The organism is Collinsella aerofaciens, from assembly GCF_005844325.1.
Lineage (GTDB): Bacteria > Actinomycetota > Coriobacteriia > Coriobacteriales > Coriobacteriaceae > Collinsella > Collinsella aerofaciens_G.
This window is the reverse complement of sequence record NZ_SPFY01000018.1, coordinates 19448-42341: the sequence shown is the minus strand read 5'-3', so window position 1 is coordinate 42341 and position 22894 is coordinate 19448. Positions and strand designations below refer to the sequence as shown.

Annotated in this window: 17 protein-coding genes; 2 read left to right on the top strand and 15 right to left on the bottom strand. The window is 62.4% G+C overall.

Annotated features, from left to right (window positions below; translation table 11 throughout):
* The coding region (locus FGQ61_RS06765) for a transposase (RefSeq protein ID WP_138375017.1) at window positions 1-648 on the top strand (648 nt) is incomplete at its 5' end.
* A gap of 87 nt (window positions 649-735) precedes the next feature.
* Here FGQ61_RS06765 and rpoD read toward each other — a convergent pair.
* From rpoD to FGQ61_RS06710, 11 genes are all read right to left on the bottom strand, one after another.
* The gene (gene rpoD / locus FGQ61_RS06760) at window positions 736-2076 is read right to left on the bottom strand and encodes an RNA polymerase sigma factor RpoD (protein ID WP_138375016.1); all 1341 of its coding nucleotides are present in this window, start codon (window positions 2074-2076) and stop codon (window positions 736-738) included.
* A 110-nt stretch (window positions 2077-2186) separates the two neighbouring features.
* Window positions 2187-4301, bottom strand: coding sequence for a DNA primase (gene dnaG / locus FGQ61_RS06755; RefSeq protein ID WP_138375015.1), 2115 nt, complete (start codon window positions 4299-4301; stop codon window positions 2187-2189).
* On the bottom strand, window positions 4294-5301 hold the full coding sequence (ribF, locus tag FGQ61_RS06750; protein WP_229025932.1) for a riboflavin biosynthesis protein RibF: 1008 nt from the start codon (window positions 5299-5301) through the stop codon (window positions 4294-4296). Before ribF ends, dnaG begins: the two co-directional genes overlap by 8 nt.
* On the bottom strand, window positions 5298-6230 hold the full coding sequence (truB, locus tag FGQ61_RS06745; protein WP_138375014.1) for a tRNA pseudouridine(55) synthase TruB: 933 nt from the start codon (window positions 6228-6230) through the stop codon (window positions 5298-5300). Before truB ends, ribF begins: the two co-directional genes overlap by 4 nt.
* A gap of 15 nt (window positions 6231-6245) precedes the next feature.
* On the bottom strand, window positions 6246-7289 hold the full coding sequence (locus FGQ61_RS06740) for a DHH family phosphoesterase (protein WP_138112367.1): 1044 nt from the start codon (window positions 7287-7289) through the stop codon (window positions 6246-6248).
* Window positions 7282-7692 (bottom strand): 30S ribosome-binding factor RbfA, encoded by a 411-nt coding sequence (gene rbfA, locus FGQ61_RS06735; protein WP_117647311.1) that lies wholly within the window; start codon window positions 7690-7692, stop codon window positions 7282-7284. The genes FGQ61_RS06740 and rbfA overlap by 8 nt, the downstream gene beginning before the upstream one ends.
* 11 nt (window positions 7693-7703) lie before the next feature.
* Complete coding sequence (infB, locus tag FGQ61_RS06730) at window positions 7704-10418, bottom strand: translation initiation factor IF-2 (RefSeq protein WP_138375013.1); 2715 nt, start codon at window positions 10416-10418, stop codon at window positions 7704-7706.
* A gap of 91 nt (window positions 10419-10509) precedes the next feature.
* Window positions 10510-11757, bottom strand: coding sequence for a transcription termination factor NusA (gene nusA / locus FGQ61_RS06725; RefSeq protein ID WP_006234042.1), 1248 nt, complete (start codon window positions 11755-11757; stop codon window positions 10510-10512).
* A 1-nt stretch (window position 11758) separates the two neighbouring features.
* Window positions 11759-12253 (bottom strand): ribosome maturation factor RimP, encoded by a 495-nt coding sequence (locus tag FGQ61_RS06720; protein ID WP_138112363.1) that lies wholly within the window; start codon window positions 12251-12253, stop codon window positions 11759-11761.
* Window positions 12254-12511: 258 nt separating this feature from the next.
* A complete protein-coding gene (gene leuS, locus FGQ61_RS06715) occupies window positions 12512-15088 on the bottom strand; it encodes a leucine--tRNA ligase (protein WP_138112361.1) in 2577 nt (858 codons plus the stop codon).
* Between the two features lie 373 nt (window positions 15089-15461).
* Window positions 15462-16973 carry an IMP dehydrogenase gene (locus tag FGQ61_RS06710; protein ID WP_006234046.1) on the bottom strand — a complete coding sequence of 504 codons (1512 nt, stop codon included), beginning with the start codon at window positions 16971-16973 and terminating at the stop codon, window positions 15462-15464.
* Between the two features lie 193 nt (window positions 16974-17166).
* On the opposite strand from FGQ61_RS06710, the gene FGQ61_RS06705 reads away from it, so the two are divergent.
* Window positions 17167-17511, top strand: a complete 345-nt coding sequence (locus tag FGQ61_RS06705) for a winged helix-turn-helix domain-containing protein (RefSeq protein ID WP_138112359.1) — start codon at window positions 17167-17169, stop codon at window positions 17509-17511.
* Here FGQ61_RS06705 and FGQ61_RS06700 read toward each other — a convergent pair.
* The 4 genes from FGQ61_RS06700 to FGQ61_RS06685 form a co-directional block, all read right to left on the bottom strand.
* Window positions 17501-18505, bottom strand: a complete 1005-nt coding sequence (locus tag FGQ61_RS06700; protein ID WP_138375012.1) for a PLP-dependent transferase — start codon at window positions 18503-18505, stop codon at window positions 17501-17503. The genes FGQ61_RS06705 and FGQ61_RS06700 overlap by 11 nt on opposite strands.
* 96 nt (window positions 18506-18601) lie before the next feature.
* On the bottom strand, window positions 18602-20143 hold the full coding sequence (locus FGQ61_RS06695; protein ID WP_138375011.1) for a glycoside hydrolase family 32 protein: 1542 nt from the start codon (window positions 20141-20143) through the stop codon (window positions 18602-18604).
* A 106-nt stretch (window positions 20144-20249) separates the two neighbouring features.
* A complete protein-coding gene (locus tag FGQ61_RS06690; protein WP_138375010.1) occupies window positions 20250-21650 on the bottom strand; it encodes a PTS transporter subunit EIIC in 1401 nt (466 codons plus the stop codon).
* Between the two features lie 184 nt (window positions 21651-21834).
* Window positions 21835-22806, bottom strand: coding sequence for a LacI family DNA-binding transcriptional regulator (locus tag FGQ61_RS06685; RefSeq protein ID WP_229025934.1), 972 nt, complete (start codon window positions 22804-22806; stop codon window positions 21835-21837).
* Window positions 22807-22894: the final 88 nt, after the last annotated feature.

Here is a 22894-nt window from a genome sequence, read left to right as displayed (position 1 = left end):
TCAGGGAGGCGGGGCTGTCCCTCCCGGAATCGTCCAAATAGGTGTTGCCAATCCATCGCCGGGTTCGGCGGGGCGTGGGGGATCGCCCGCTCCGGGGCCGAGGGCCCGCGGGCCGAGGCCGCCGGGGAGGCCGCGGCCGCCTCCACCGCGCCCCCGCCGGCGCTCGTCGAGGCCGAGAACAGGCAGGTCAGGTTCCTGGCCGCCCGGATATCGGAGGCCCTCGACGAGGCCGGGGCCCTCGAGGCCGAGACGGCGGCGCTGCTCGAGGGCGACGAGACCTACGTGTGCCTGCTCACCGTGCCCGGCATCGGCCCGAGGACCGCGGCGCAGCTCGCGGTGTCGGTCGACATCGGGAGGTTCCCGGACCACGACCACCTGGCCTCGTACTGCGGCATAGCCCCGAGGGTGAGGAGCTCCGGCACGTCGGTGAGGTCGGTCAGGGCGTCCAGGCGCGGCGACGCGAGGCTCAAGTCCCTGCTGATCTTCTCGTGCAACAGCCTGGTGAGGTCCTCGGGGCGCTACGGCGAGTACTACCGGGCCTGCAGGGCGCGGGGCATGGGGCACGGGCGGGCGCTCAAGGCCGTCGCGAGGAAGCGGCTCAGGGCGATATACGCCGTGATGCGCGACCGGGTGCCCTACCGGGAGTAGCCCCGACGGTTGACAAAACTATAGGAACACCCAACGACTACATAAAGCGCCCTCAAGCGGATGTGCTTGAGGGCGCCTCTTGCTTGACTAGCTTTCGATGTAGTCCTTCAGCTTGCTCGAGCGGCTCGGGTGGCGGAGCTTGGCCAGGGTCTTGGACTCGATCTGGCGGATACGCTCGCGCGTGACGCCAAACTCGCGACCGACTTCCTCGAGCGTGCGGGGATGTCCGTCAACGAGACCAAAGCGCAGCTCGATAACCTTGCGCTCACGATCGGCAAGCGAATCGAGCACCTGGGTGAGCTGCTCCTGCAGCATGGAGAAGCTGGCGGCATCGGGCGGAACGATAGCCTGGGAGTCCTCGATGAAGTCGCCCAGCTGGGAATCCTCTTCCTCACCGATCGGGGTCTCGAGCGACACAGGCTCCTGCGAAATCTTCTGGATCTCGCGGACGCGGTCGGCGCTCATGTCCATCTCAGCACCGATCTCCTCAGGAGTCGGGTCGCGACCCAGATCCTGGAGGAGCTGGCGTTGCACGCGGACGAGCTTGTTGATGGTCTCGACCATGTGCACGGGAATACGGATGGTACGGGCCTGGTCGGCAATAGCGCGCGTAATGGCCTGACGGATCCACCACGTGGCGTACGTGGAGAACTTAAAGCCCTTCTGGTAGTCGAACTTCTCGACGGCGCGGATCAGACCGAGGTTGCCCTCCTGAATCAGATCCAGGAACAGCATGCCACGGCCGACATAGCGCTTGGCGATGGAGACGACCAGACGCAGGTTTGCGCTGATGAGCGCCTGCTTGGCCTCAAGACCAACATTCTCAATACGCGTAAGTCGACGCATCTCGGAGCGTGTGAGTTCAATCTCGCCTGCATCGGCAGCCTCGAGCTTCTCGGTAGCCTCGAGACCGGCCTCAATCTTCATGGCCAGATCGACCTCTTCAGATGCGGTCAGCAGGTCGACCTTACCGATCTCCTTGAGGTACATACGAACCGGGTCGCCGGTCAGCATCACCGTGGAGGCATCGATGCCGCGCACGCGCGAACGCGAACGGGACGTGCGCACGGTGCGCTTCTTCTTGCTCTTGGAAGAGCCCATCTCGGCATCGGCCTGGCGGGCCATCTTAAGCTCGTGATCGTCAAGCGAGCCGGAATCGTGCTTGTCATCATCGAAATCGTCGGTATCGTTATCGTCATCGTCGACGTCCATCGGGGCGTCGTCGTTTCCGCTCGCGGAGATAATCTGGATGCCGCTGTTGCGCAGCGCGGAATACACCGCGTTGAGCTGCTCATCAGTAACATCGATATCCTTCAGGGCGACCTGAATCTCGTCCTCGGTTACCGAAGTCCTGTTTGAGCCGTTGCCCATGAGCTTTGCAACGTAGGATTCCAGCCCAGTACCCGTGCTCTCAGTCTTTTTTGGCACAGATTCTCCCTTCGTAGTCCACAGGACTCAATACTTTAGCACACACGTAGACCTCTATACCCAAAATAAAGACATGATATAGGCGAGAATACGCTGGTTGACCACAACATCTAGGCCTGATCGGCACCTGCGGTCTCCAAACCGATCAAACGGAACGGGTCGGCCACGCCACCGATCGACTTTTGGAGCTCGCGCTGGCGCTGTGAATCTTGCACCGCCTGCATCGTCAGCACGCGACGAGCCTCATCGTCGAGTGAACGGTCCTGACGCAACTTGGCCTGCGCGGCTCGCATGCGACGTTTGATGGTGTAGAGCTCGAGCGTATCGAGCATAAAGACGATGTTCGTCTCGGTCGGGTGCTTGCTCGTCGCCGAGATGCGCCCGGCGCTGACAAGCGACGCCGCCTCGGGACACACCGCCCGCGCCGCATCCATACATGCCGCAGGATCGGTTCCCGGCGGCGTTGCCAGCACGGCCCACGCAATGGACTCGTGACGCGGGTCAACCCACTCGATAGAACAAATGCGATCGGCATACGTGCGGAACAGATCGGGGTAGCTCGTGAGCATCGTCAGCAGCTCGCGCTCCCCCGCCAGGGATTTCCGCTCCAGATCGGTCAAAACGATCGGCATCGACGGAGCTGCCGCCACGCTTGAGCTATCGGCAACGGGCGCAGCGCTTTCCATCCCCGCTGGCACATCGATTGGCGGCAGATCCTCGTCGACCTCCACCGGCGCGGCCCCATAGGCATCAAGCGGAACGTAGTCGTACGGGTCCTCCTCGACCGGTGCGGACACCGGCGGCGTCGCACCCGCGGCCCAGGCACCGCGAGACGTCCCCTGCGAACCAGACGCCCGACCGCCCGCGATGCCCGCGCGCTCAGCTTGCGCGCGTTGACGCTCGTAGTTCTGCTCACGCCGGCGCTCGGCATCCTCACGCTTGGCGACATCGCGAAACACGCGGCCCGAACTCGCGCGCACGGTCTCCAGGTCCAAACCCAACAGGTCGGCAATCTGGATAAAGTACGTGTCGATCATATAGCTGTCACGCAGCGGATAGATGAGCGTCAGCGCATCCTCGAGCGCCTTGGCACGACCGCCCGGTGTGGTAATGTCGCTCGACTCCTGCAGCGAACGGTAGACAAAGTCCATGAGGGGCTCGGCGGCATCGATGCGCGCCTGCAGCGCCTCGCCGCCATGCGCCGTGATGAACTCCATGGGGTCGTTGCCATCGGGCAGCACCACGCAGCGAAGATCCATCGAATCCTGCTCGATAAACTGAATCGCGCGGCGAGCGGCCTTTTGACCGGCGGCGTCGCCATCGAACATATATACAATGCGCTTGGCAAAACGGGTGAGCGTCTTAACGTGATGTTCCGTCAGCGCTGTGCCCAGCGTGGCGACGACGTTTTTGATCCCTGCCTCCCAGCAGGCGATGCAGTCGGTATAGCCCTCCACCACGATGGCGGTATCCTGCGCGACGATAAACTCCTTGGCCCAGTTAAAGCCATAGAGGTTTCGCTTTTTATGAAACACACTCGTCTCGGCCGTGTTGAGGTACTTGGGCTGACCATCGCCCATGATGCGCCCGCCAAAGGCGATATTGTGACCCTGCTCATCAAAGATGGGAAACATCACGCGGTCGTAAAAACGGTCGGCAAGCTGTCCACGTCCACGGCTCACGGCCACGTTGGCGTCGATCATCTCCTGCGGGGTAAAGCCCGCCTGCGACAGATGCGACACCAGCGCGTTGCGACCCGGCGCAAAGCCCAGGCAGTAGCGGCGACAGACATCTCCGCCCATGCCACGACTGGCAAAGTACTCGCGCGGACGGCTGTCCTTACCGCGCATAAGCATGGTGTGGTAGAACTGAGCCGTCTCGGCGCACAGGTCATAGATGCGGGCACGCTTGGTGCCGCGATCGCGCTGCGCACCGGTATCGTGCAGCTCAATGCCGGCACGGTCGGCCAAATAGCGGATCGACTCGGGAAAGCTCAGGTTCTCGCGCTTCATGATATAGGTGAAGACGTCGCCGCCCTCGCCGCAGCCAAAACAGTGCCACACCTGCGTAGCAGGGATAATGTGAAACGATGGGGTCTTTTCGCCATGAAACGGGCAGCAGCCCCAAAACTCATGGCCGCGGGGCTTGAGCTCAACCGTTTCCTGCACGATGGCAACCAAGTCCGACGCCGCGCGTACCTGATCTTTTTCCTCATCGCTAATCACGGATGCTCACCCCCTGCTCACCCAAGTTATGACGAATATCGTCGATATTACCCTCGACGGTCGCGATAAGCTCGTCCAGCGAATCGAACACGCGAGACGGACGCAGCCAGCGCGTAAACGCCAACGACACGGAGGCGCCATACAAGTCGCCCGCATAGCCAATCAAGTTGGCCTCGAGATGCGCCGAGGCGGCATCATCGGCATAGGTCGGCGGCAGGCCGACGTTAACGGCAGCAGGCCATACGGTATCGTCGACCAGCACCAGACCCTCATAGACGCCATCGGCAGGCACTTGGATGCCGTCGGGCACCTGGATGTTTGCCGTGGGAAAGCCCATATCGGAGCCCTCGTGACGGCCAGCCGCCACAACGCCGCGCAGCATATAGGGACGGCCGAGAAGCTCGGCAGCCAGCTCCACATGACCCTGACCCAGCTCATGGCGGATGCGCGTGGCGCAGATGGTCTGCCCGTTAACGCAGAGCAGGTCGTGACCGTAAACGTCAACCCCACGCTCAGTGCCCCAGGCGCGCATCTCGGCAACGCCCGAAGCGCCGCCGCAGCCGAGCCTAAAGTCGCTGCCTACACGAATGGAGCGAATATCGACAACGCGCGACAACAGCGCCAGAAACCCGACATGGTCGAGTGCCGCCACGGCGGGCGTAAAGGGAACGGCCACCACCGCATCGACCCCGGTTTGAGCCAGGGCATGCAGGCGGTCGGCCGTCGTCATCAATTTTTGGGCGGGCGACGGACTCACCACGACGTCCGGATCAGGATCGAAGGTGACCACGACCGCTTTGCTGCCGTGATCATGTGCATCGCGAATAACCGCTTCGATCAGCTCTTGGTGCCCACGATGCACGCCATCAAACACGCCAATAGCGATCGACGCGGCACCCAAGAACTCGCACCCATCAAAAGCATCGGCAGAAACGATACGGGCCTCATCCAACTCACCCGCGAAAAAGATACGCGCGAGCTCGTGGGGCGTCAGCATCATCGAACACCGCCGATCGCCTGCGGAAAAACGTGCTCCATCACAAAGCGGCCGCCCTCGATACGAGCAAGCGCCTTCAATCCCCCATCGAGTACGAGCGCGAACGGCGCCTTCGCCGTATCGAAGTCCGCAAGCGCGCGTTCAACGGGAACGCGGCGGCCACAAAGCAGGTCGTCTGCAAGATTACCCGGCAAATCGACACGCGTGGCACCTAGGGCGGCGATGGGATCCAGAGCGAAACCGGCAGCGGTCTCGGCAGAGAGCTCCTCTACCGCATGACAGGCGCCAATGGAAACCACGCCGGAGGCCGTACGGCGCAGCGCGGAAATATGTGCAGCACAATCGCAGGCACGACCCAGATCGCGAGCGAGCGCGCGAATGTAGGTGCCTTTGCTTACCGAAAACGCCACGGTCCAGACGCACGTATCGCCCTCGCCGCCCACGGCGATCAGGTCGGCGGCATAGACCTCGACGGGGCGCGGAGGTAGGTCCACCGCATTGCCCTCGCGAGCAGACTTGTAGGCGCGAACGCTATTGACCGAGATAGCAGAAAACGCCGGCGGCACCTGCATCTGCGGACCCAGCATGGCGACCAAGCGCTCACGCGCATAGGCAGGATCGCGGAGCTCGTCGGCAACAGCCACCGTGCGGACCGCCTCGCCCTCCGCATCATCGGTATTGGTCTCGACGCCAAACGAGATATCGGCAACGTAGCTTTTGGTATCAAGCGTAAGCATGCCCAGCAGACGTGTGGCCTGACCCACGCCCACCACCATGACGCCCGATGCCATGGGGTCGAGCGTTCCGGCATGACCGACGCGCCGCTCATGGAGGGCGCGTCGGCATTGCGAAACCACGTCGTGGGACGTGCAGCCCACCGGCTTATCGACGGCGAGCAGCATATTCAATTGAGAAGGCGTACGACGAGCCATGTACCATCCAAAATGTTAGAGCTCGACGGTCACCGAAGCGGGATCCTCCCCCACCAGCTCGGCCAGCATGGGAAGTGCCACGGCGAGCGTCTCGCGAATCGTTCCGTTGTTGGAAAAGCCGGCGGCGGCATGATGCCCGCCACCGCCAAAGTTGGCAGCGATCTCGGACACATCGAGGTCACCCTTGGAGCGCAGGTTGCCGCGCACCTTGGTATCGCCGTCGATGCCCTTTAAGAACAGGCAGACCTCGACGCCCATCACCGAACGCACCACATCGACCAGACCGTCACATTCATCCGAGGTGACGCCGCAGGCCTCAAGGTCGCTCTGGAAGGCATAGCTATACGCCACGCGCCCGTGCGCGACCGTCTTGATACGGCCCATGACAATGGACTTGAGGTGCAAAAACTCGACGCGCATGCTCTGATAGACCTCGAGTGCGACACGAGCCGGATTGGCGCCATGCGCCACCAGGCGCGAAGCAGCATGGAACGCGGCAGCATCGGCGTTCTGGTACTGGAAACGACCGGTGTCGGTCACCAAGCCACACAGCAGGCAGGTCGCAACGCCATCACGTGCGACAATGCCGCAATTGTCCAAAAAGCGGTCGATGATCATGGCGCAGGCTGCGGCGCCGACGCACCTCAGGCTCAGCTCGGCAAATTCCTCGCGCGCCGGATGGTGATCGAAGCACACCACATGCGACGAGCGGCGGAGCACCTCGGCTGAGTTGTTCAGACGCTCGACGACCGGCACGTCCACCGAGATGAACAGGTCCGGATTGCCGGTATACGCAGATGCCGGCACCAGACGGTCGGCACCCTCCATAAAGCGGTAGATGCGCGGAACCGGGTCATCGTCTGCCAGCAGCAGGGCAATGTCCTTGTTGGGGAAAAACTTCATAAGCGATAAGCCCAGACCCAGCACGGAGCCCAGGGCGTCACCATCGGGAGACGTATGTCCCGAAATCGCAATGGAGGACGCATCCTCGATGAGCTCGAGGATGCGTCGCTGAATATCTGCAGACTCGCACGATGCGAGGTCGGCGGAATTACTCATCTAAAGCTGCCTCCTGGGCGGCATCCGCTATGGGATAGCCGTCCTCGTCCTTTTCGATCGCAAGCGTGGCGGGAACGTTTTCCAGCGCACGCGTGATGCGCTCGGCCTCATCGGTCGAGCGATCGATGCGAAAATCGAGCTCGGGCGTGACGCGCCAATCGAGCGAGCGGGCCAACAGGCTACGAATGCGGCCCTTGGCGCTGGCGAGCGCCTCCATGACCTCATCGTAGCGGCTCGCGTCGCACGACACGTACACGCGCGCGAACGAACGGTCCACCGCGACCTCGACCGCGGTCAGAGTGACCAGGTCGAGACGCGGATCGGAAACCTCAAAGAGCAGGATATAACCGAGCTTCTCGCGAAGCTGCTCGCCCAAACGGCGGGTTGCCTGCGTTTGCTTCATAGCGCTACCCCCTACTCGGTACGGGCAACCTGGTCAATGCGGTAGCCCTCAATGGTGTCGCCAGGCTTGATGTCCTGGAAGTTCTCCAGGCCAATACCGCCCTCGGAGCCGCTCTTGAGGCTCTTGGCCTCGTCCTTGTAGTGGCGCATCGAGGCGATCTTGCCGTTGAAGACCACGATGCCGTCGCGCACCAGGCGTACGGAATCGGTCGCGGCGATCTCGCCCTCTTCGACGCGGACACCGGCGGCGATACCGACCTTGGGCACCTTGAAGGTGTCCAGAACGGTCGCAGTACCCGTGGAGACCTCGACCTCGGTGGGCTTGAGCATACCGATGCGGGCAGCGTCGAGGTCCTCGAGGCACTTGTAGATGACGTCGTAGCAACGGATCTCGACGCCCTCGCGCTCGGCAGCGGAGCGGGCCTTGCCGTCGGGACGGACGCCAAAGCCGATGATGATGGCGTTGGAGGCGTCGGCCAGGACGACGTCGGTCTCGTTGATGGCACCAACGGCGGAGTGGATCGTGTTGATGCGCACCTCAGACTGATCCATCTTGTCAAGAGAGTCCTGAAGGGCCTCGATGGAGCCCTGGACGTCGGCCTTGATGATCAGGTTGAGCTCCTTGACCTCGGCGTCGGCGATGGTCTCGAAGAGGTTCTCGAGCGTGACGTGCTTCACGCGGCTCTGCTCCTCGATACGGGCCTTGAGCGAACGCTCATCGGCCAGGGCGCGAGCCTCGCGCTCGTCCTCGAACACACGGAACTCGTCGCCGGCGTTGGGCACGGACTGCAGGCCCAGGATCTCGACGGCGTCGGAGGGGCCGGCCTCGGTGACGGCGTTGCCCTTGGGATCGAGCATGGCGCGGACGCGGCCGTAGGTAAGACCGGCGACCAGCGTATCGCCCACGTGCAGGGTACCGCGGGTCACGAGCACCGTGGCAACCGAGCCGCGGCCCTTGTCGAGCTTGGCCTCGAGGACGTTACCGGAGGCAAAGGTGTCGGGGTTGGCCTTGAGTTCGAGAACGTCGGCCTGGAGCAGCACGGTCTCGAGCAGGTCGTCGATACCGATCTTCTGCTTGGCCGAGATGTTGACGAACATGTTCTGTCCGCCCCACTCCTCGGGGATGATGCCGTACTCGGTGAGCTCCTGGCGCACGCGGTCGGGGTTGGCGCCCGGCTTATCGATCTTGTTGACGGCGACGACGATGGGTACGCCGGCGGCCTTGGCGTGGTTGATCGACTCGATGGTCTGAGGCATGACGCCGTCGTCGGCAGCAACGATCAGGATGACGATGTCGGTCACCTTGGCGCCACGGGCACGCATGGCCGTAAAGGTAGCGTGACCCGGGGTATCGATGAAGGTGATCTTGCGGTCGTTGATCATGACCTGCGAAGCGCCGATGGCCTGCGTAATGCCGCCCGCCTCGCCGGCAGCAACGCCGGTGTGACGGATGGCGTCGAGCAGCGACGTCTTGCCGTGGTCGACGTGACCCATGACGGTGACGACCGGGGCGCGCGGCTTAAGGTCGGCGGGATCGTCGTAGAACGAGAAGGTGTTCTCCTCCTCGGGGGTGATGATCTTGATCTGACGGCCCAGGTCGTCGGCAACGAGCTCGACGAGGTCGTCGGACATGGACTGCGTCATCGTAAGCGGCGTGCCCAGCAGGAACAGGCGCTTGATGATGTCGTTGGCCGGAACGTCGAGCGCCTCGGCGAGCTCCTGGACGGTAACTCCCTGGGAGACCTTGATGGCGTCGAGCTCCTCGGGGTTCACGCCCTGGGCCAGCGCCTCCTCAATCTTGCGCTCCTCCTGAGCCTTAGCAGCCTCGCGCTCGCGCTTCTCCTTGCGCTTCTTGCGGCGACCGGTGGACTCGCGAGAGGCCTCCTCGACGGCGGCGCGGGCCTCCTCGAGCACCTTCTCGCGGCTGTACTCCTCGGCCTCACGAGCCATGCGGCTGTAGTGGTCCTCATCGTTGCCGTGACCGCCCTTGCGCTTCTTGCCCTTACCCTGCTTATCGGGGTTGGGGAAGTCCATGCCGGCAGCGACGTTGTTGCTGGCGTTGGTGCGATGGCTGTGCGGACGGCTCTCGGAGGCATTGCGATCGGAGTTGTTGTCGGAGGCGTTGCGATCGTTACGACGGCCACCGCGACGGTCGTTGTTGCCGCTACGACGGTTGCCGCGCTCAGAGGCGCGCTCGGCCTTGGCCTTCTCCTCGGCGTCCTTCTTCTCCTTGAGCACGGTCTCCTGTGCGGCGATCTGGTCGAGCAGCGAGCGGAAGCGCGAACCGGAGTCGGAAGCGGGGACGGCGCGGCGCTGGGCCTCGCGGGCAGCCTCCTCCTTCTCGCGGGCAAGGCGCTCCTGCTCAGCCTTCTTCTTGGCCTCGGCCTCGGCACGGGCGGCCTCCTCGGCAGCCTGGGCGGCGGCGAACTGGCGGCGCTCCTCCTCGCGTGCCTTCTCGGCGGCGATGCGCTCACGCTCGGCCTCGGCAGCGCGCGCTGCCTCCTCGGCGGCGGCTGCCTCCTCCTCGGCCTGCTTGACGGCCTCGACTTCCTTGGCGCGGGCCTCGATCACCGAGGCGAGCTGCTTGCGGACCATGGCGACGTAAGCGTCCTCCAGGGCGGAGGAAGCGGACTTAGCGGGAATCTTCATTTCGGCAAGATGACCCATCAGTTCCTTGGAGGTCATGCCGAACTCTTTGGCCAGGGTGGACACACGGACTTTTGCCATATGACTTCACCTACCCTTTCTGGCACCTTGGGTGCCTAGAGACTGAACGAGCGTGGAAGACGCGCCGGGACCCGCCCGGCGCGAACGCGCGCTAGATCAGGTCCTCCGCATCATCGAAGGCGTCGGTGTCGTGGACACCGCAGAAACGGGAGCCGGGACGAGCCTGGTTGCGGCACTGGATACCGTCCTCGGACACGTACTCGCAGCGGCGGACGTCCTCGTCCTCCTCGTCACCGATCAGGTCGGCGGCGGGCTCCTCGTGAACGGGAACGTTCTTGAGGATGTCGGCGGCAAGCGTCTCGGACTTGATGTCGATGTGCCAGCCGGTCAGGCGCGCGGCGAGGCGGGCGTTCTGGCCCTCCTTGCCGATGGCGAGGGACAGCTGGTCGTCGGGCACGATGACGCCGGCGTAGGCCTTCTCCTCGTCGATGAGGACGCGGGTGACCTTAGCGGGCGAAAGGGCGTTGGCAACGTAGACGGCAGGATCGGCATCCCACAGGATGACGTCGACGCGCTCGCCACGGAGCTCGCCCACGACAGCGCGAACACGGCTGCCCTTGGGGCCGACGCAGGCGCCCACGGGATCCAGACGGTCGTCGAGCGAGTGGACGGCGACCTTGGAGCGCTGGCCGGGCTCGCGGGCGATCGACTTGATCTGGACGGTGCCCTCATAGATCTCGGGCACCTCCTGCTCAAACAGACGACGCATGAGCTCGGGGTGGGTACGGGAGATGACAATCGGCGGACGGCTGTGCTCGCCACGAACCGGCTGCAGGTTGGAGTTGGGGTCGCGAACGTCGATGATCACGGCCTTGATGTGCTGGTTGTGCAGGTAGCGCTCGCCCATCGGACGCTCGTTGCGCTCGTTCTCGTAACGGCGCTGGTCGAAGTGCGGCAGCTCGGCCTCGACGCCCTCGCGGATCTTGACAATCGTGAAGTCGGGTGTGGACTGCAGCACGGTACCGCTGATGAGGTCACCGATGCGGCCGGAGAACTCCTCGTAGATCTGCTCGCGGGCGGAGTTGCGCACGATGGCGTTGATCTCGGCCTTGGCGTGCTGGGCAGCGATGCGGCTCGTGTTCTTGGGGGTGACGTCAATCTCCTCGAACTCGGTGAAGTTGCCCTCCTCGTCCATGGAATCGTCGATCGGCTCCAAGCGGTAGACGTAGATCTTGCCGGTGGTGCGGTCGATGGTCACCTTGGCGCCCCACTCAAGATGCAGGATCTCGGCATAGCTCTTGGCGAGCGACTGCTCCAGGCGGTCGATCAGGTAGAGCTGGTCGATGTGCTTCTCCTGGCAAAGCTCCATCAGGGCGGACATCATGTCGGATGCTGCCATCTTACTTTCCTTCCTTCGCGGGCTTGAAGTCGTAGGTGGGCTTCAACTTGCACTTTTTAACATCAGAGAAATCGAGGGTAACGGACTCGCCGCCCTCGAGCTCGAGGGTCACGTTCGTCTCGGTGGCGGCGGCAATCTTACCGGCGTACTTGCGACGGCCCTCGGTAGCGGTGGAGGTGAGCTCGCAGTTCTCGCCCACAAAGCGGGTAAAGTCGCACGGGCGGCGCAGCGGGCGCGCCATACCCGGGCTCGACACCTCGAGCGTATAGCTCGAAGAGATGGGGTCGAGCTCCTCAATCACATCGCCGACCCACTTGGTGTTGGCCGTGACGTCGTTGAGCGAAAGGCTCTGACCCTCGGCACCCTCGATACGCACGCGCACGCAGGGGGCCTTGGTGGCACCCACGAGCTCGACGTCGACGATGTCGACATCGTGCTGGGGAGCGACGGCCTCGAGCGCGTCGATGATCGCCTGCTCGGTCTTGGTCTTGACCATTGCGGCACCTCCATCCATACAAAAAAGAAGCGGGGCCGAAACCCCACTTCTTTCAATTACAACTTCATTTGCAAGCAAACTATACCAATAGCTGCGGAAACGTGCAAGCACAGTACGAATCTGCAGGTCAGCGTGCGCACAGCTTCTCCACAAGAATAGGACAATTGACCGAAGACACCATGGCAGGTACATGCAAAACGAGGGACGGCCCAAACGGACCGTCCCTCGTTTATTGCATGTCAGCTTTGCGCGCAGCGCTTACTTGACCACCAGGTTGACCAGCTTGCCGGGCACGCAGATGGCCTTGACGACCGTCTTGCCCTCGAGCCACTTGGCGACGGCGGCCTCGGCGGCAGCCTGCATCTCCTCGTTGGAGGCATCGCGGGCAACGTCGACGCGGCCGCGGACCTTGCCGAGCACCTGGACCACGATCTGCACCGTGTCCTCAACGGACTCGGCCAGGTCGAACTCGGGCCAGGCGGCGGTGTAGGCGTTGCCCTCGCAGCCGAGGGCCTCGTGCCACAGCTCGTCGGCCCAGAACGGGCAGATGGGGGCAAGGACGCTCACGATATCCTTAGCCACGCCGTAGCACAGCGCCTTGTCGCGGGCGGTACCCTCGGTGGCGTTGAGGTAGGCGCTCGCCGCGTTGACGAGCTCCATGACGGCCGAGATCGCGGTGTTGAACTGGCCGCGATCGAAGTCCTCGGTGCACTTGGCGATGGTGCGGTGACGCTCGCGATAGAGCTTCATCGCAACCTCGTCGAGCGCGGACTTGTCGAAGGCCACGTTGGCGTCACCGGACTGGACGAGCTGCCAAACGATACGCCAGGCGCGCTTGATGAAGCGGTTGGCGCCCTCAACGGCCTTGGGATCCCAGTCGAAGTCCTTCTCGGGCGGAGCGATAAACAGGATCGCCAAACGCATGGTGTCGGCGCCGTAGGGCTCGATGACCGAGCTCGGGGGCACGACATTGCCCTTGGACTTGGACATGGTGTCGCCGTTCTCGTCCTTGACCATGCCCTGGCACAGCAGGTTGGTGAAGGGCTCGTCCACGCTCAGCAGGCCCAGGTCGCGCAGCGCCTTGGTAAAGAAGCGACTGTAGAGCAGGTGCAGAATGGCGTGCTCGATGCCGCCAATGTAGTTATCGACGGGCATCCAACGGTCGGCGGCCTCTCGGGAGAAGGGCAGCTTGGTGTTGTGCGGATCGGTATAGCGCAGGTAATACCAGCTGGAGCAGGTGAAGGTGTCCATGGTATCGGTCTCACGCTTGGCCGGGCGGCCGCACACCGGGCAGGTGGTCTCGTAGAACTCCTTGCACTCGGCAAGGGTCTCGCCGGCGCCCAGGTCAAGGTTCTCGGGCAGCGTCACCGGCAGCTGATCCTCGGGCACGGGCACGATGCCGCAGTGCTCGCAGTGGATGGCCGGGATGGGGTTGCCCCAATAGCGCTGGCGGCTGATGAGCCAGTCGCGCAGACGAAACTCGACCTTGCGACGACCACAGCCCATGGCCTCGAGGTCGGCCACGATTGCAGCCTCGCCCTCGGAGTGCTTACCACCGCGCATGCCGGTGTACTTGCCGGACTGGACGAGGGTGCCCTCGGCAGCGTGAGCGCAATCCCAGTCGACGGTCTCGGCATGGAAGGTATCGATGGTCTCGCCGCTGGCCTCGACGGCAGCGCGATCGTCATCGTCTAGGATGATCGGCACGATCGGCAGGTCGTACTTACGGGCAAACTCAAAGTCGCGCTGGTCGCCACAGGGAACGGCCATGACGGCACCGGTACCGTAGTCGGCGACGACATAATCGGCAACCCACACGGGGACCTTCTCGCCGTTGACGGGGTTTACCACATAGCGGCCCGTAAAGGCACCGTGCTTCTCGAGGGTGCCCTGGGCACGCTCGACGGCAGAGATATGCTTGGAGTCCTCGACGATCTTGGTGACGGCCTCCTCGTACTCCGTGCCCTCGACGAGCTCATGCAGGCCGGCGTACTCGGGAGCCAGGACAAAGAAGGAGACGCCAAAAAGGGTGTCGGCACGCGTGGTAAAGACGGTGATCTTGCCCTCATCGCCCTCGATGGGCTCGCCATCCTGGTCGCACAGGGTAAAGTCGACCTCGGCGCCCTCGGAGCGACCGATCCAGTTGGCCTGCATCTGCTTAACGCGCTCGGGCCAGCCGGGGAGCTTCTCCAGGTCGTCGAGCAGCTCCTGAGAGTACTCGGTAATCTTGTAGTACCACTGCTCAAGGTCGCGCTTCTCAGGCTCGGTGCCGCAGCGCCAGCACTTGCCCTCGGTAACCTGCTCGTTAGCCAGAACGGTCTTGCAGGTGGGGCACCAGTTGACCGGGTTCTTCTTGCGGTAGACCAGGCCCTTTTCCCACATCTTCTCAAAGATCCACTGGCCCCAGCGGTAATAATCGGGGCTGCAGGTCTTGACCATGCGATCCAGATCGTAGGAGAAGCCCATGCGCTTCATCGTGGCGAGCGCCTGGTCCATGTTCTTATACGTCCAGGCGGCAGCCTGCGTGTTGTGCTTGATGGCGGCGTTCTCGGCAGGCAGGCCAAAGGCGTCAAAGCCGATGGGATGCAGCACGTCATAGCCGCGCATGCGGGCCTGACGGGCCATGGCATCGCCGATGGTATAGTTGCGCGCGTGGCCCATGTGCAGGTCGCCCGACGGATACGGGAACATCTCGAGCACGTACTTCTTGGGCTTGCTGTCGTCGGTGTCGACAGCAAAGAGGTTGGAGTCCTCCCAGGCCTTCATCCACCGGGACTCGATGGCCTGCGCGTCGTAAACAGGAATCTCGTCCTTATGATCTGTGCAATCGCACATATCAGCTCCTTTGTTATCTCGGTTGGGGCGGGGCGTTCTTACCTTTGCTCGCTGCTGCGGACAGTCCTGCTCGCACGAAGAGCACATTAAGTGCTCTTCGGCTCGTGCGGAACTTGCAGCGAGCAAAGGTAAGAACGCCCCGCCACATCGTTAACTCGCATGATGATAGCAAATACAACAAGCGAGATGCCTGCGACTTGCAGGCATCTCGCTTTATCTAAATAACGTGGTTGGGAATCAACCTTTGTCTGAAACTCGTTCTAGCACGAACGGGTTTTCCAGGTGCCGCAGATTGCCGTGAAAGAGGAGCGTCGCGTACTTTGGTACGCGAGCGACGGTTTGAACGGCAAGGTGCGGTGCTTGGGAAAGCCGCTTAGCGGTAGCTGACGCTTTGCTGGGAGTCCTTCACGACAACGTCGTGGGCGCCGCCTTCGACGATGGAGGTGGAGCTGACCAGCGTTAGGCGTGCCTTTTCCTGGAGCTCGGGGATCGAGAGGGCGCCGCAGTTGCACATCGTGGACTTAACCTTGTAGAGCGTGCCGCCCACGCCGTCCTTGAGGGATCCGGCGTACGGGACGTAGGAGTCGACGCCCTCGACGAAGCTGAGCTTCGCGGCGCCGCCCAGGTCGTAGCGCTGCCAATTGCGAGCACGCGCAGAACCCTCGCCCCAGTACTCCTTCATGTACTGGCCGTTGACGTTGACGCGCTCAGTCGGGCTCTCGTCAAAGCGGGCGAAGTAACGGCCCAGCATCATAAAGTCGGCACCCATGGCAAGGGCAAGCGTCATGTGGTAGTCGTAGACGATACCGCCGTCGGAGCACACGGGCACGTAGACGCCGGTCTCCTCGTAGTACTCGTCACGGGCGCGGCAGACGTCGATCAGCGCGGTGGCCTGGCCACGACCGATGCCCTTGGTCTCGCGGGTGATGCAGATGGAACCACCGCCGATACCGACCTTGATGAAGTCGGCACCGCAGTCGGCCAGGAAGCGGAAGCCCTCGGCGTCGACAACGTTACCGGCACCGACCTTGACGTCCTCGCCGTAGTTGGCGCGGATCCACTCGATGGTGCGCTTCTGCCACTCGCTGAAGCCCTCGGAGGAGTCGATGCACAGGACATCGGCACCGGCCTCGATGAGCAGCGGCACGCGCTCGGCATAGTCGCGGGTGTTGATACCGGCGCCGACCATGTAGCGCTTGTCGTTATCGAGCAGCTCGTTGGGGTTAGTCTTGTGACTGTCGTAGTCCTTGCGGAACACAATGCCCATGAGGTGATCGTTATCGTCGACGATGGGCAGGGCGTTGAGCTTGTTGTCCCAGATAACGTCGTTGGCAACCTTGAGGCTGATGTTCTTGTCACCCACGATGAGCTGCTCACGCGGGGTCATGAACTCGGAGACCTTCGTCTGGTGGTCATCGCGGCTGGGGCGATAGTCACGGCTGGTGACGATGCCCAGGAGCTTACCCTTGGGAGTGCCGTCGTCGGTGACCGGCATAGTGGAGTGACCGGTCTTCTCCTTGAGCTCGATGACCTGCTCCATGGTCATGTCGGGGGTCAGCGTGGAATCGGACTGAACGAAACCGGCCTTGTGATCCTTGACGGCCTTGACCATAGCGGCCTCGGACTCGGCGCTCTGGGAACCGTAAATGAAGGACAGGCCACCCTCGGTAGCGAGCGCGACACCCATATCGACGCCCGAGACGGACTGCATGATGGCGGAAACCATGGGGATGTTCAGGGTGATTGCCGGCTTCTCACCGCGCTTAAAGCGGGTTAGCGGCGTCTTAAGAGAGACGTTGTTGGGGATGCACTGCGAGGACGAGTAACCAGGGACCAGCAGATACTCCGAAAACGTGTGGGACTCACCGGGAAAGAACGTAGCCATGTTTCTCCTTTTTCCATGCGACCGGTCGGCTGCAGGCCTCGTAGGACCCAGCCCAACCTTGGGCGCCCAATACTGGGGAAGTATCTTAACGCACTTTGACTGCTACAATGCATGATTTAAGAAGAGCACACGAGGGTTTGACGCAGGCTTTGCGTTTGCCCAGCAAACACTTTAGCGGGGAGACGTGGAGCGTATGGAGTACAAGACGACGGCAAAGTTGGTCATTCAAGCGTGCGACAAAGATCTGCCGGGCGTGTTTGGACACGGCTGCGTCTTGCTGCTGCAGGGTATCGCCCGCGAGCACTCGCTCAACCGCGCCGCCAAGAGCATGGGCATGGCGTATTCCAAGGCCTGGCGCATCGTGAACGAGGCCGAAGGTCAGCTGGGCTGCAAACTCATCGAGCGCGACGGCGCCCGCGGATCCACCCTCACCCCCGCCGGCGAGCGAGCCATAGCGGTCTACGAGGAGCTGCGGGCCGACGTCAACAACGTCATCGCCACCAAAGCAAGCGACCTCATCGCAAGCATTAAAGAGTAGCTAGTTTACGAAGGGCATTGTCTAGGGCGGACGCTACAACCAGGGGGTTGTCGGTGCCGGCGAAGAGGCGGATGGTGCCCCCCTGCTTGCTGCGTGGAGCCGAAAGGCGCGTTGTTGCGCCGCCTGCGGGCGATGTGCGAAACTCCCCAGGCAAAGCATCGAACAGCTCGCCCGCGCTACGTTCGATAAGATCGAACTCTACTGCCGGGCCAAAGCCGTGCTCGAGAATTCCCGTTGCAGCCACATGGTCGGGATGCGAGGTCAGCCCGGGATAGCGCACGTTGCGCACCATCTCGTTCGCGGCCAAATATTCAGCCAGCGCACGGGCGCGATCGAAATGTGCCTGCATGCGGGTGTCGAGCGTGTCGAGCCCGTGCTCTAGAACCTCGGCCTCATCGGAGGACAAGTCGAGCGCGGCCAATCCGCACCACTCGAGCAGCGCATGCGCGCACTCGGCCGCAGCGTCCACGCGATGGCGCTTGAGCTGCGAGCGCGCGACCGAAGCGGCAACGAGCTTGCGTGGAGCCTCACCGGCACACACACGGTCGAGCGCCTCAAGGGACAGCACAGCACCCAGCCGCAGCGGATCGCAGCCAAAGACGTCAGCCACGGTGTTGTCCACAACCAGCAGCGCATGGGCCTCACGCGCCGCCCGACCCAGCGCACGCAGATCGGGCACACGCAGGCCAAAGCCACCGATTGAGTTCACAAACCACCACAGGTGCGGTCCCTCAGCATCAAACGAAGCATCAAATCCCTCGGACGCAGCAGAAAACGCTGCAGCCGATGGCTCCCCCACCAGCACAACATCGCGGCCATCAAAGCCACGAGCAAACGCATCGGCAAAGTCGTCCGCAAAGGCCACCAGGCGGTCACCGGGACGCACGATTCCCAGCAGCGACAGCGCCGCCGGTACATGCGAGGCCGCAACAAGACGCGCCTCACGCGCGCCGGCTCTCAAAGCCCAGGTATCTTCTAGCTGCTGTACGCCCATACGGTACCGTCCCTTCAGAAACAAAAACCCACGATACGGATGTTCCCCGCATCGTGGGCAACGGCTGCAGTATAGCGCCGATATGCGACGAATCGCCTAGATGTTGAGCGCGTGGTAGGTCACGCTCGCACCCGGAGCATCAACGGACACGCCATAGGTCTCGGGATAGATGCGCGTCGAAAACACGAGCGCGCCATCGTTCACAAACACCTCGACCGACGAGACATCGCCAACAATGCGCACGTTACGAACCTCGTTGACGGGCTCCCAGCGCACGGTACGACCGCAGCCGGCAGAAGCGCGACCCTCATCGGTAAATCGCATCTCAAAGCGCGAGGGCAGTTCGCCCTCGGCGGGAATAAACGCCAGCTTAAGCTCGCTATCAACGGTCGCGGTAAACGCGCCGTCGACACCGTCGGCAACAACGTCAAAGCAGGTATCGCCTGCAACCTCCAACGAGCCCTCCCCCACACGCACCGAGGCATAATGGTGCTCGATCTCGCGAGCCGGTTGTTGCAGCACCACGCCGCCGTCACCGGCCGTAAGCTCGCGCGGCACCGTCATGCAGTGCTGCCAGCCCGCCACCAGAGTCGGTGCGTTGTCATAGGTCGGCTCATCGGGCATGCCCATCCAGCCGATCAGAATGTGGCGACCATCCTCGGACGTAAACTCCTGCGGCGCGTAGAAATCAAAGCCGGCATCCCACAGGCGGAACTCGCCCAGCTCATAAGCGTCATTGCCACCCGTAATGTCGCCCGTTACAGGCATGTAGCCCGCTGCATACACATTGCCGCGGTCCCAACGACCGCCCTCAAGACCCTGGGGAGAGAAGGACAGCCACTTCGCCGGTACACCGCCATCCGGCTCAAGCTCAAGGTATCCCGGGCACTCCCACATAAAGCCAAAGCGCTCGGGCGTAGACACACGACTCTCGAGCTCCCAACTCAGCATATCGGCCGAGCCATACACCAGGATCTCGCCCACATCGCGCCCGGCACCCTCGCCGTGCATGGCGCAAAATCGACTATCGACATGCGGCCCATCCACGCGACGACGCGCGCCCAGCACCATGTGGTAACGCCCGTCATCATCGCGCCACACCTTGGGGTCACGCACGTGGCAGGTCAAATCCTCGGGATAATCATCGGACGCCAGCACCACGCGCTTTTGGCTGAACTCCCGACCGGCAAGGCCATCAACGCTCTCGACATAAACAGTATCGGCGCGACGGCCGGTATTGACGTAGTCGTACGTGCCGTCCGCATCGGAAAGCTTAACGTTGCCCGTATAGAGCACGCGAATGCAGCCGTCCTCGGCAAGCGCGGAGCCTGAATACACGCCATGGCAATCGAACGGCTCGTCGGGCAGCAGCGGGGCGCCAACATATTCCCAGTTCATAAGGTCGCGGCTTGTGGCATGGCCCCACATCTTTACGCCACCGTTCACATCAAACGGGGCATACTGGAAGTACGCGTGAAACACGCCGCCCGCTTGGCAAAGACCGTTGGGGTCGTTGAGCCAGCCCGCCGGCGGCATAATATGGAAGCGCTGGCCATACGCGCCATGGCCGCACTCAGAGGCGGCAGCGTCAACAGCGGCAACCAGCTTTGCAAGGTCGCGGCCAAGTGCATTAGACATATCAAAGTCCTAACGGATCGAAAGTAACAAGGCGCCAGAGATCGACACCGGATACGGGAAACGCCCGCGAGCATACAACCCGCGGGCACCCTTCAATCAAAAGCTCTTAGGCCTGCTCGGAAGCCTTGGGCTCGTCCTTGTACAGGACAAACGAGACGCCAAAGGAAACCAGCGCGGCGACCGCAAACATGATCGCGTACTGCACGGGCTGGGCCAGGCACAGCAGGATACCGAAGATACCCGTAACGCCCGTACCGGAAGCGGCGAGCGAGGTGAGCGCGCAGACCAGGGCGCCGCAGCCGCCGCCGATGCAGCCAGCGATGAAGGGCTTAAAGAAGCGCAGGTTCACACCAAAGATGGCAGGCTCGGTAATACCCATGAAGGCGGACAGAGCCGAAGGAAGCGCTAGGCCCTTGATCTTGGCATCGTGGGTCTTAAAGGCAACTGCAAGCGCGGCGCCGCCCTGGGCGATGTTGGCGGCACTGGCAATGGGCAGCCAATAGGTCACGCCGTACTGGGCAAGCTGGCCCAGGTCGATGGCGGTGTACATCTGGTGAATACCGGTGACGACCGTGGGGGCATAGAACAGGCCGACGATAAAGGAACCGATGCCAAAGGGCAGGGTGAGCAGAGCCTGGATCAGACCGAGGACGGCATTCTCGGCCCACACAAAGACGGGACCGACGGCGATAAGCGTCACGAGCACGGTCACGAACACGGAGACAAGCGGGGTTACAAAGAGGTCGAACATCTCGGGAACGATCTTGTGCAGACGCTTCTCGAGGAAGGCAAGGATCGCGCAAGCGATGACGATGGGGATGACGTGGCCCTGATAGCCAACCCACTCAAAGCTGTACACGCCGGGGATGACGGTGACCATGGTCTGCACGCCCTCGGAGGCGACCGTGTAGGCGCTCTGCAGCGAGGAGTTGATGAACGCGCCGCCGACGACGGCGCCCAGGTACGGATTAGCGCCGAAAGCCTTGGCCGCGGAGTAGCCAATCAGGATCTGCAGGATGCCAAAGGACGTACCCGAGACCAGGTCGGCAATCTTGTAGATAAAGTTATTGGTGTCGAGCGCGATAAAGCCGTTGGAGGCCATAAAGTTGAGGGCGCTCATAATGCCCAGCAGCAGACCCGAAGCCACGATGGCGGGGATGATGGGGACAAAGACGTCGCCGAGCACCTTAATGGCACGCATAAAGATGTTCTGCTGCTGTGCCGCGGCCTCCTTGGCCTCGGCCTTGGTGGCAGCCTCGACTCCGCTGAGCGCAATGAACTCTTCGTAGACCTTGTTGACGGTGCCGGTGCCAAAAATAATCTGGAGCTGGCCCTGAGCCTCAAAGACGCCCTTGGCGCCGTCGATATTCTCGAGGGCCTCCTTGTTAACCTTCGCGTTATCGGCAATCACCAGGCGCAAACGCGTGGCGCAATGCGCGGCAGAGACGACGTTGTCGGCGCCACCGATATTGTCGAGCACCTCTTGGGCTGATTTGCGGTAGTCCATGACTTCCCCTTCCTCCAACGGGCGCACGTGCACCCGGCCATCTTTGACACTTACACTGTAATCGATTTCAGTTTCATATGTGTGTAATCGTTTTCATAGTAGGGTGAACGGTACGAAATAGCCGGCGAATGGTAGTTTTGAGACAAAAACTGGGGACTCAAAGGCAGGCAGACGCGTCCAAGGCCTAGACATTCATGAGCTGATGCCCAAGTTTGAGCGTCTTGAGACCGCTCTCCCCTTCCTCGCCATCGAGCGTATTGAGCAACATATTGGTCGCCTCGACGCCACTGGTCAGGTAGCCATAATGCACGGTGGGAATGCCGCCCGTCAGCGCGCGCAAAAACGCGTTGTCGCCAAAACCACTCACGCGGTGTATACCCTCGCCCATGCCGCGAACCTCATCGATGGCACGCAGCGCGCCCGCCGCCATGGTATCGGTCGCGCAGGCGATAAACGAAACATCGGGAGCGACGGAAAGCAGCTCACGCGCCGCACCATAGCCTGAGTCGAGCGTAAACGAGCCCAGGCGAATCAAGGCGGCATCGAGCGGGTTGCCCGCGGCGCGCAAGCCGGCCTCAAAACCTCGACGACGGTCGAAACCGGCCGCGCGGTCCTCATCCGTAACTCCGATGTAGGCAATCTTGCCATCCAAGCGACCCGCAAGCGCATGGCCCAGCTCAAAGGCAGCCTCGTAATCGTCGTGATAGACACATGCCGCGCCCTCGACATGTTGGCCGATCAACACAATGGGCACGCGGCACGACTCAATCGCGCGACGGTGCTCGTCGGTGATCATGGTTGCCACCAGCACAATGCCATCGACCGGGTGGTTTTGGAATAAATCGAGGTATTCGAGCTCACGATCGGCCGCGTTGTCGGTGTTGGCAAGGAGCATCTGGTAGCCACGACGACCGAGCACCTGGCCAATACCGGCGGTAATGCGGCTCACGGATTCGGAGTTGATCTTAGGTACGATGACGCCAATGAGCTTGGTGGAACCGGTGCGCAGCGCGCGAGCCTGACTGGACCGCACGTATCCGGTCAGCTCGATTGCATGCTTAATGCGCTCGGCCTTGTCCGCCGAGATATATCCACCGTTGAGGTAGCGCGAGACGGCGGCGCTCGAAACGCCCGCCAGCTCGGCCACATCTTTCATCTTTACCACGAGCACCCCTGTCATTGAAATCGCTTTCACCATGATACCCATGCGGAGCGACATGCGTGTCGCAAGACAGGACGTCACG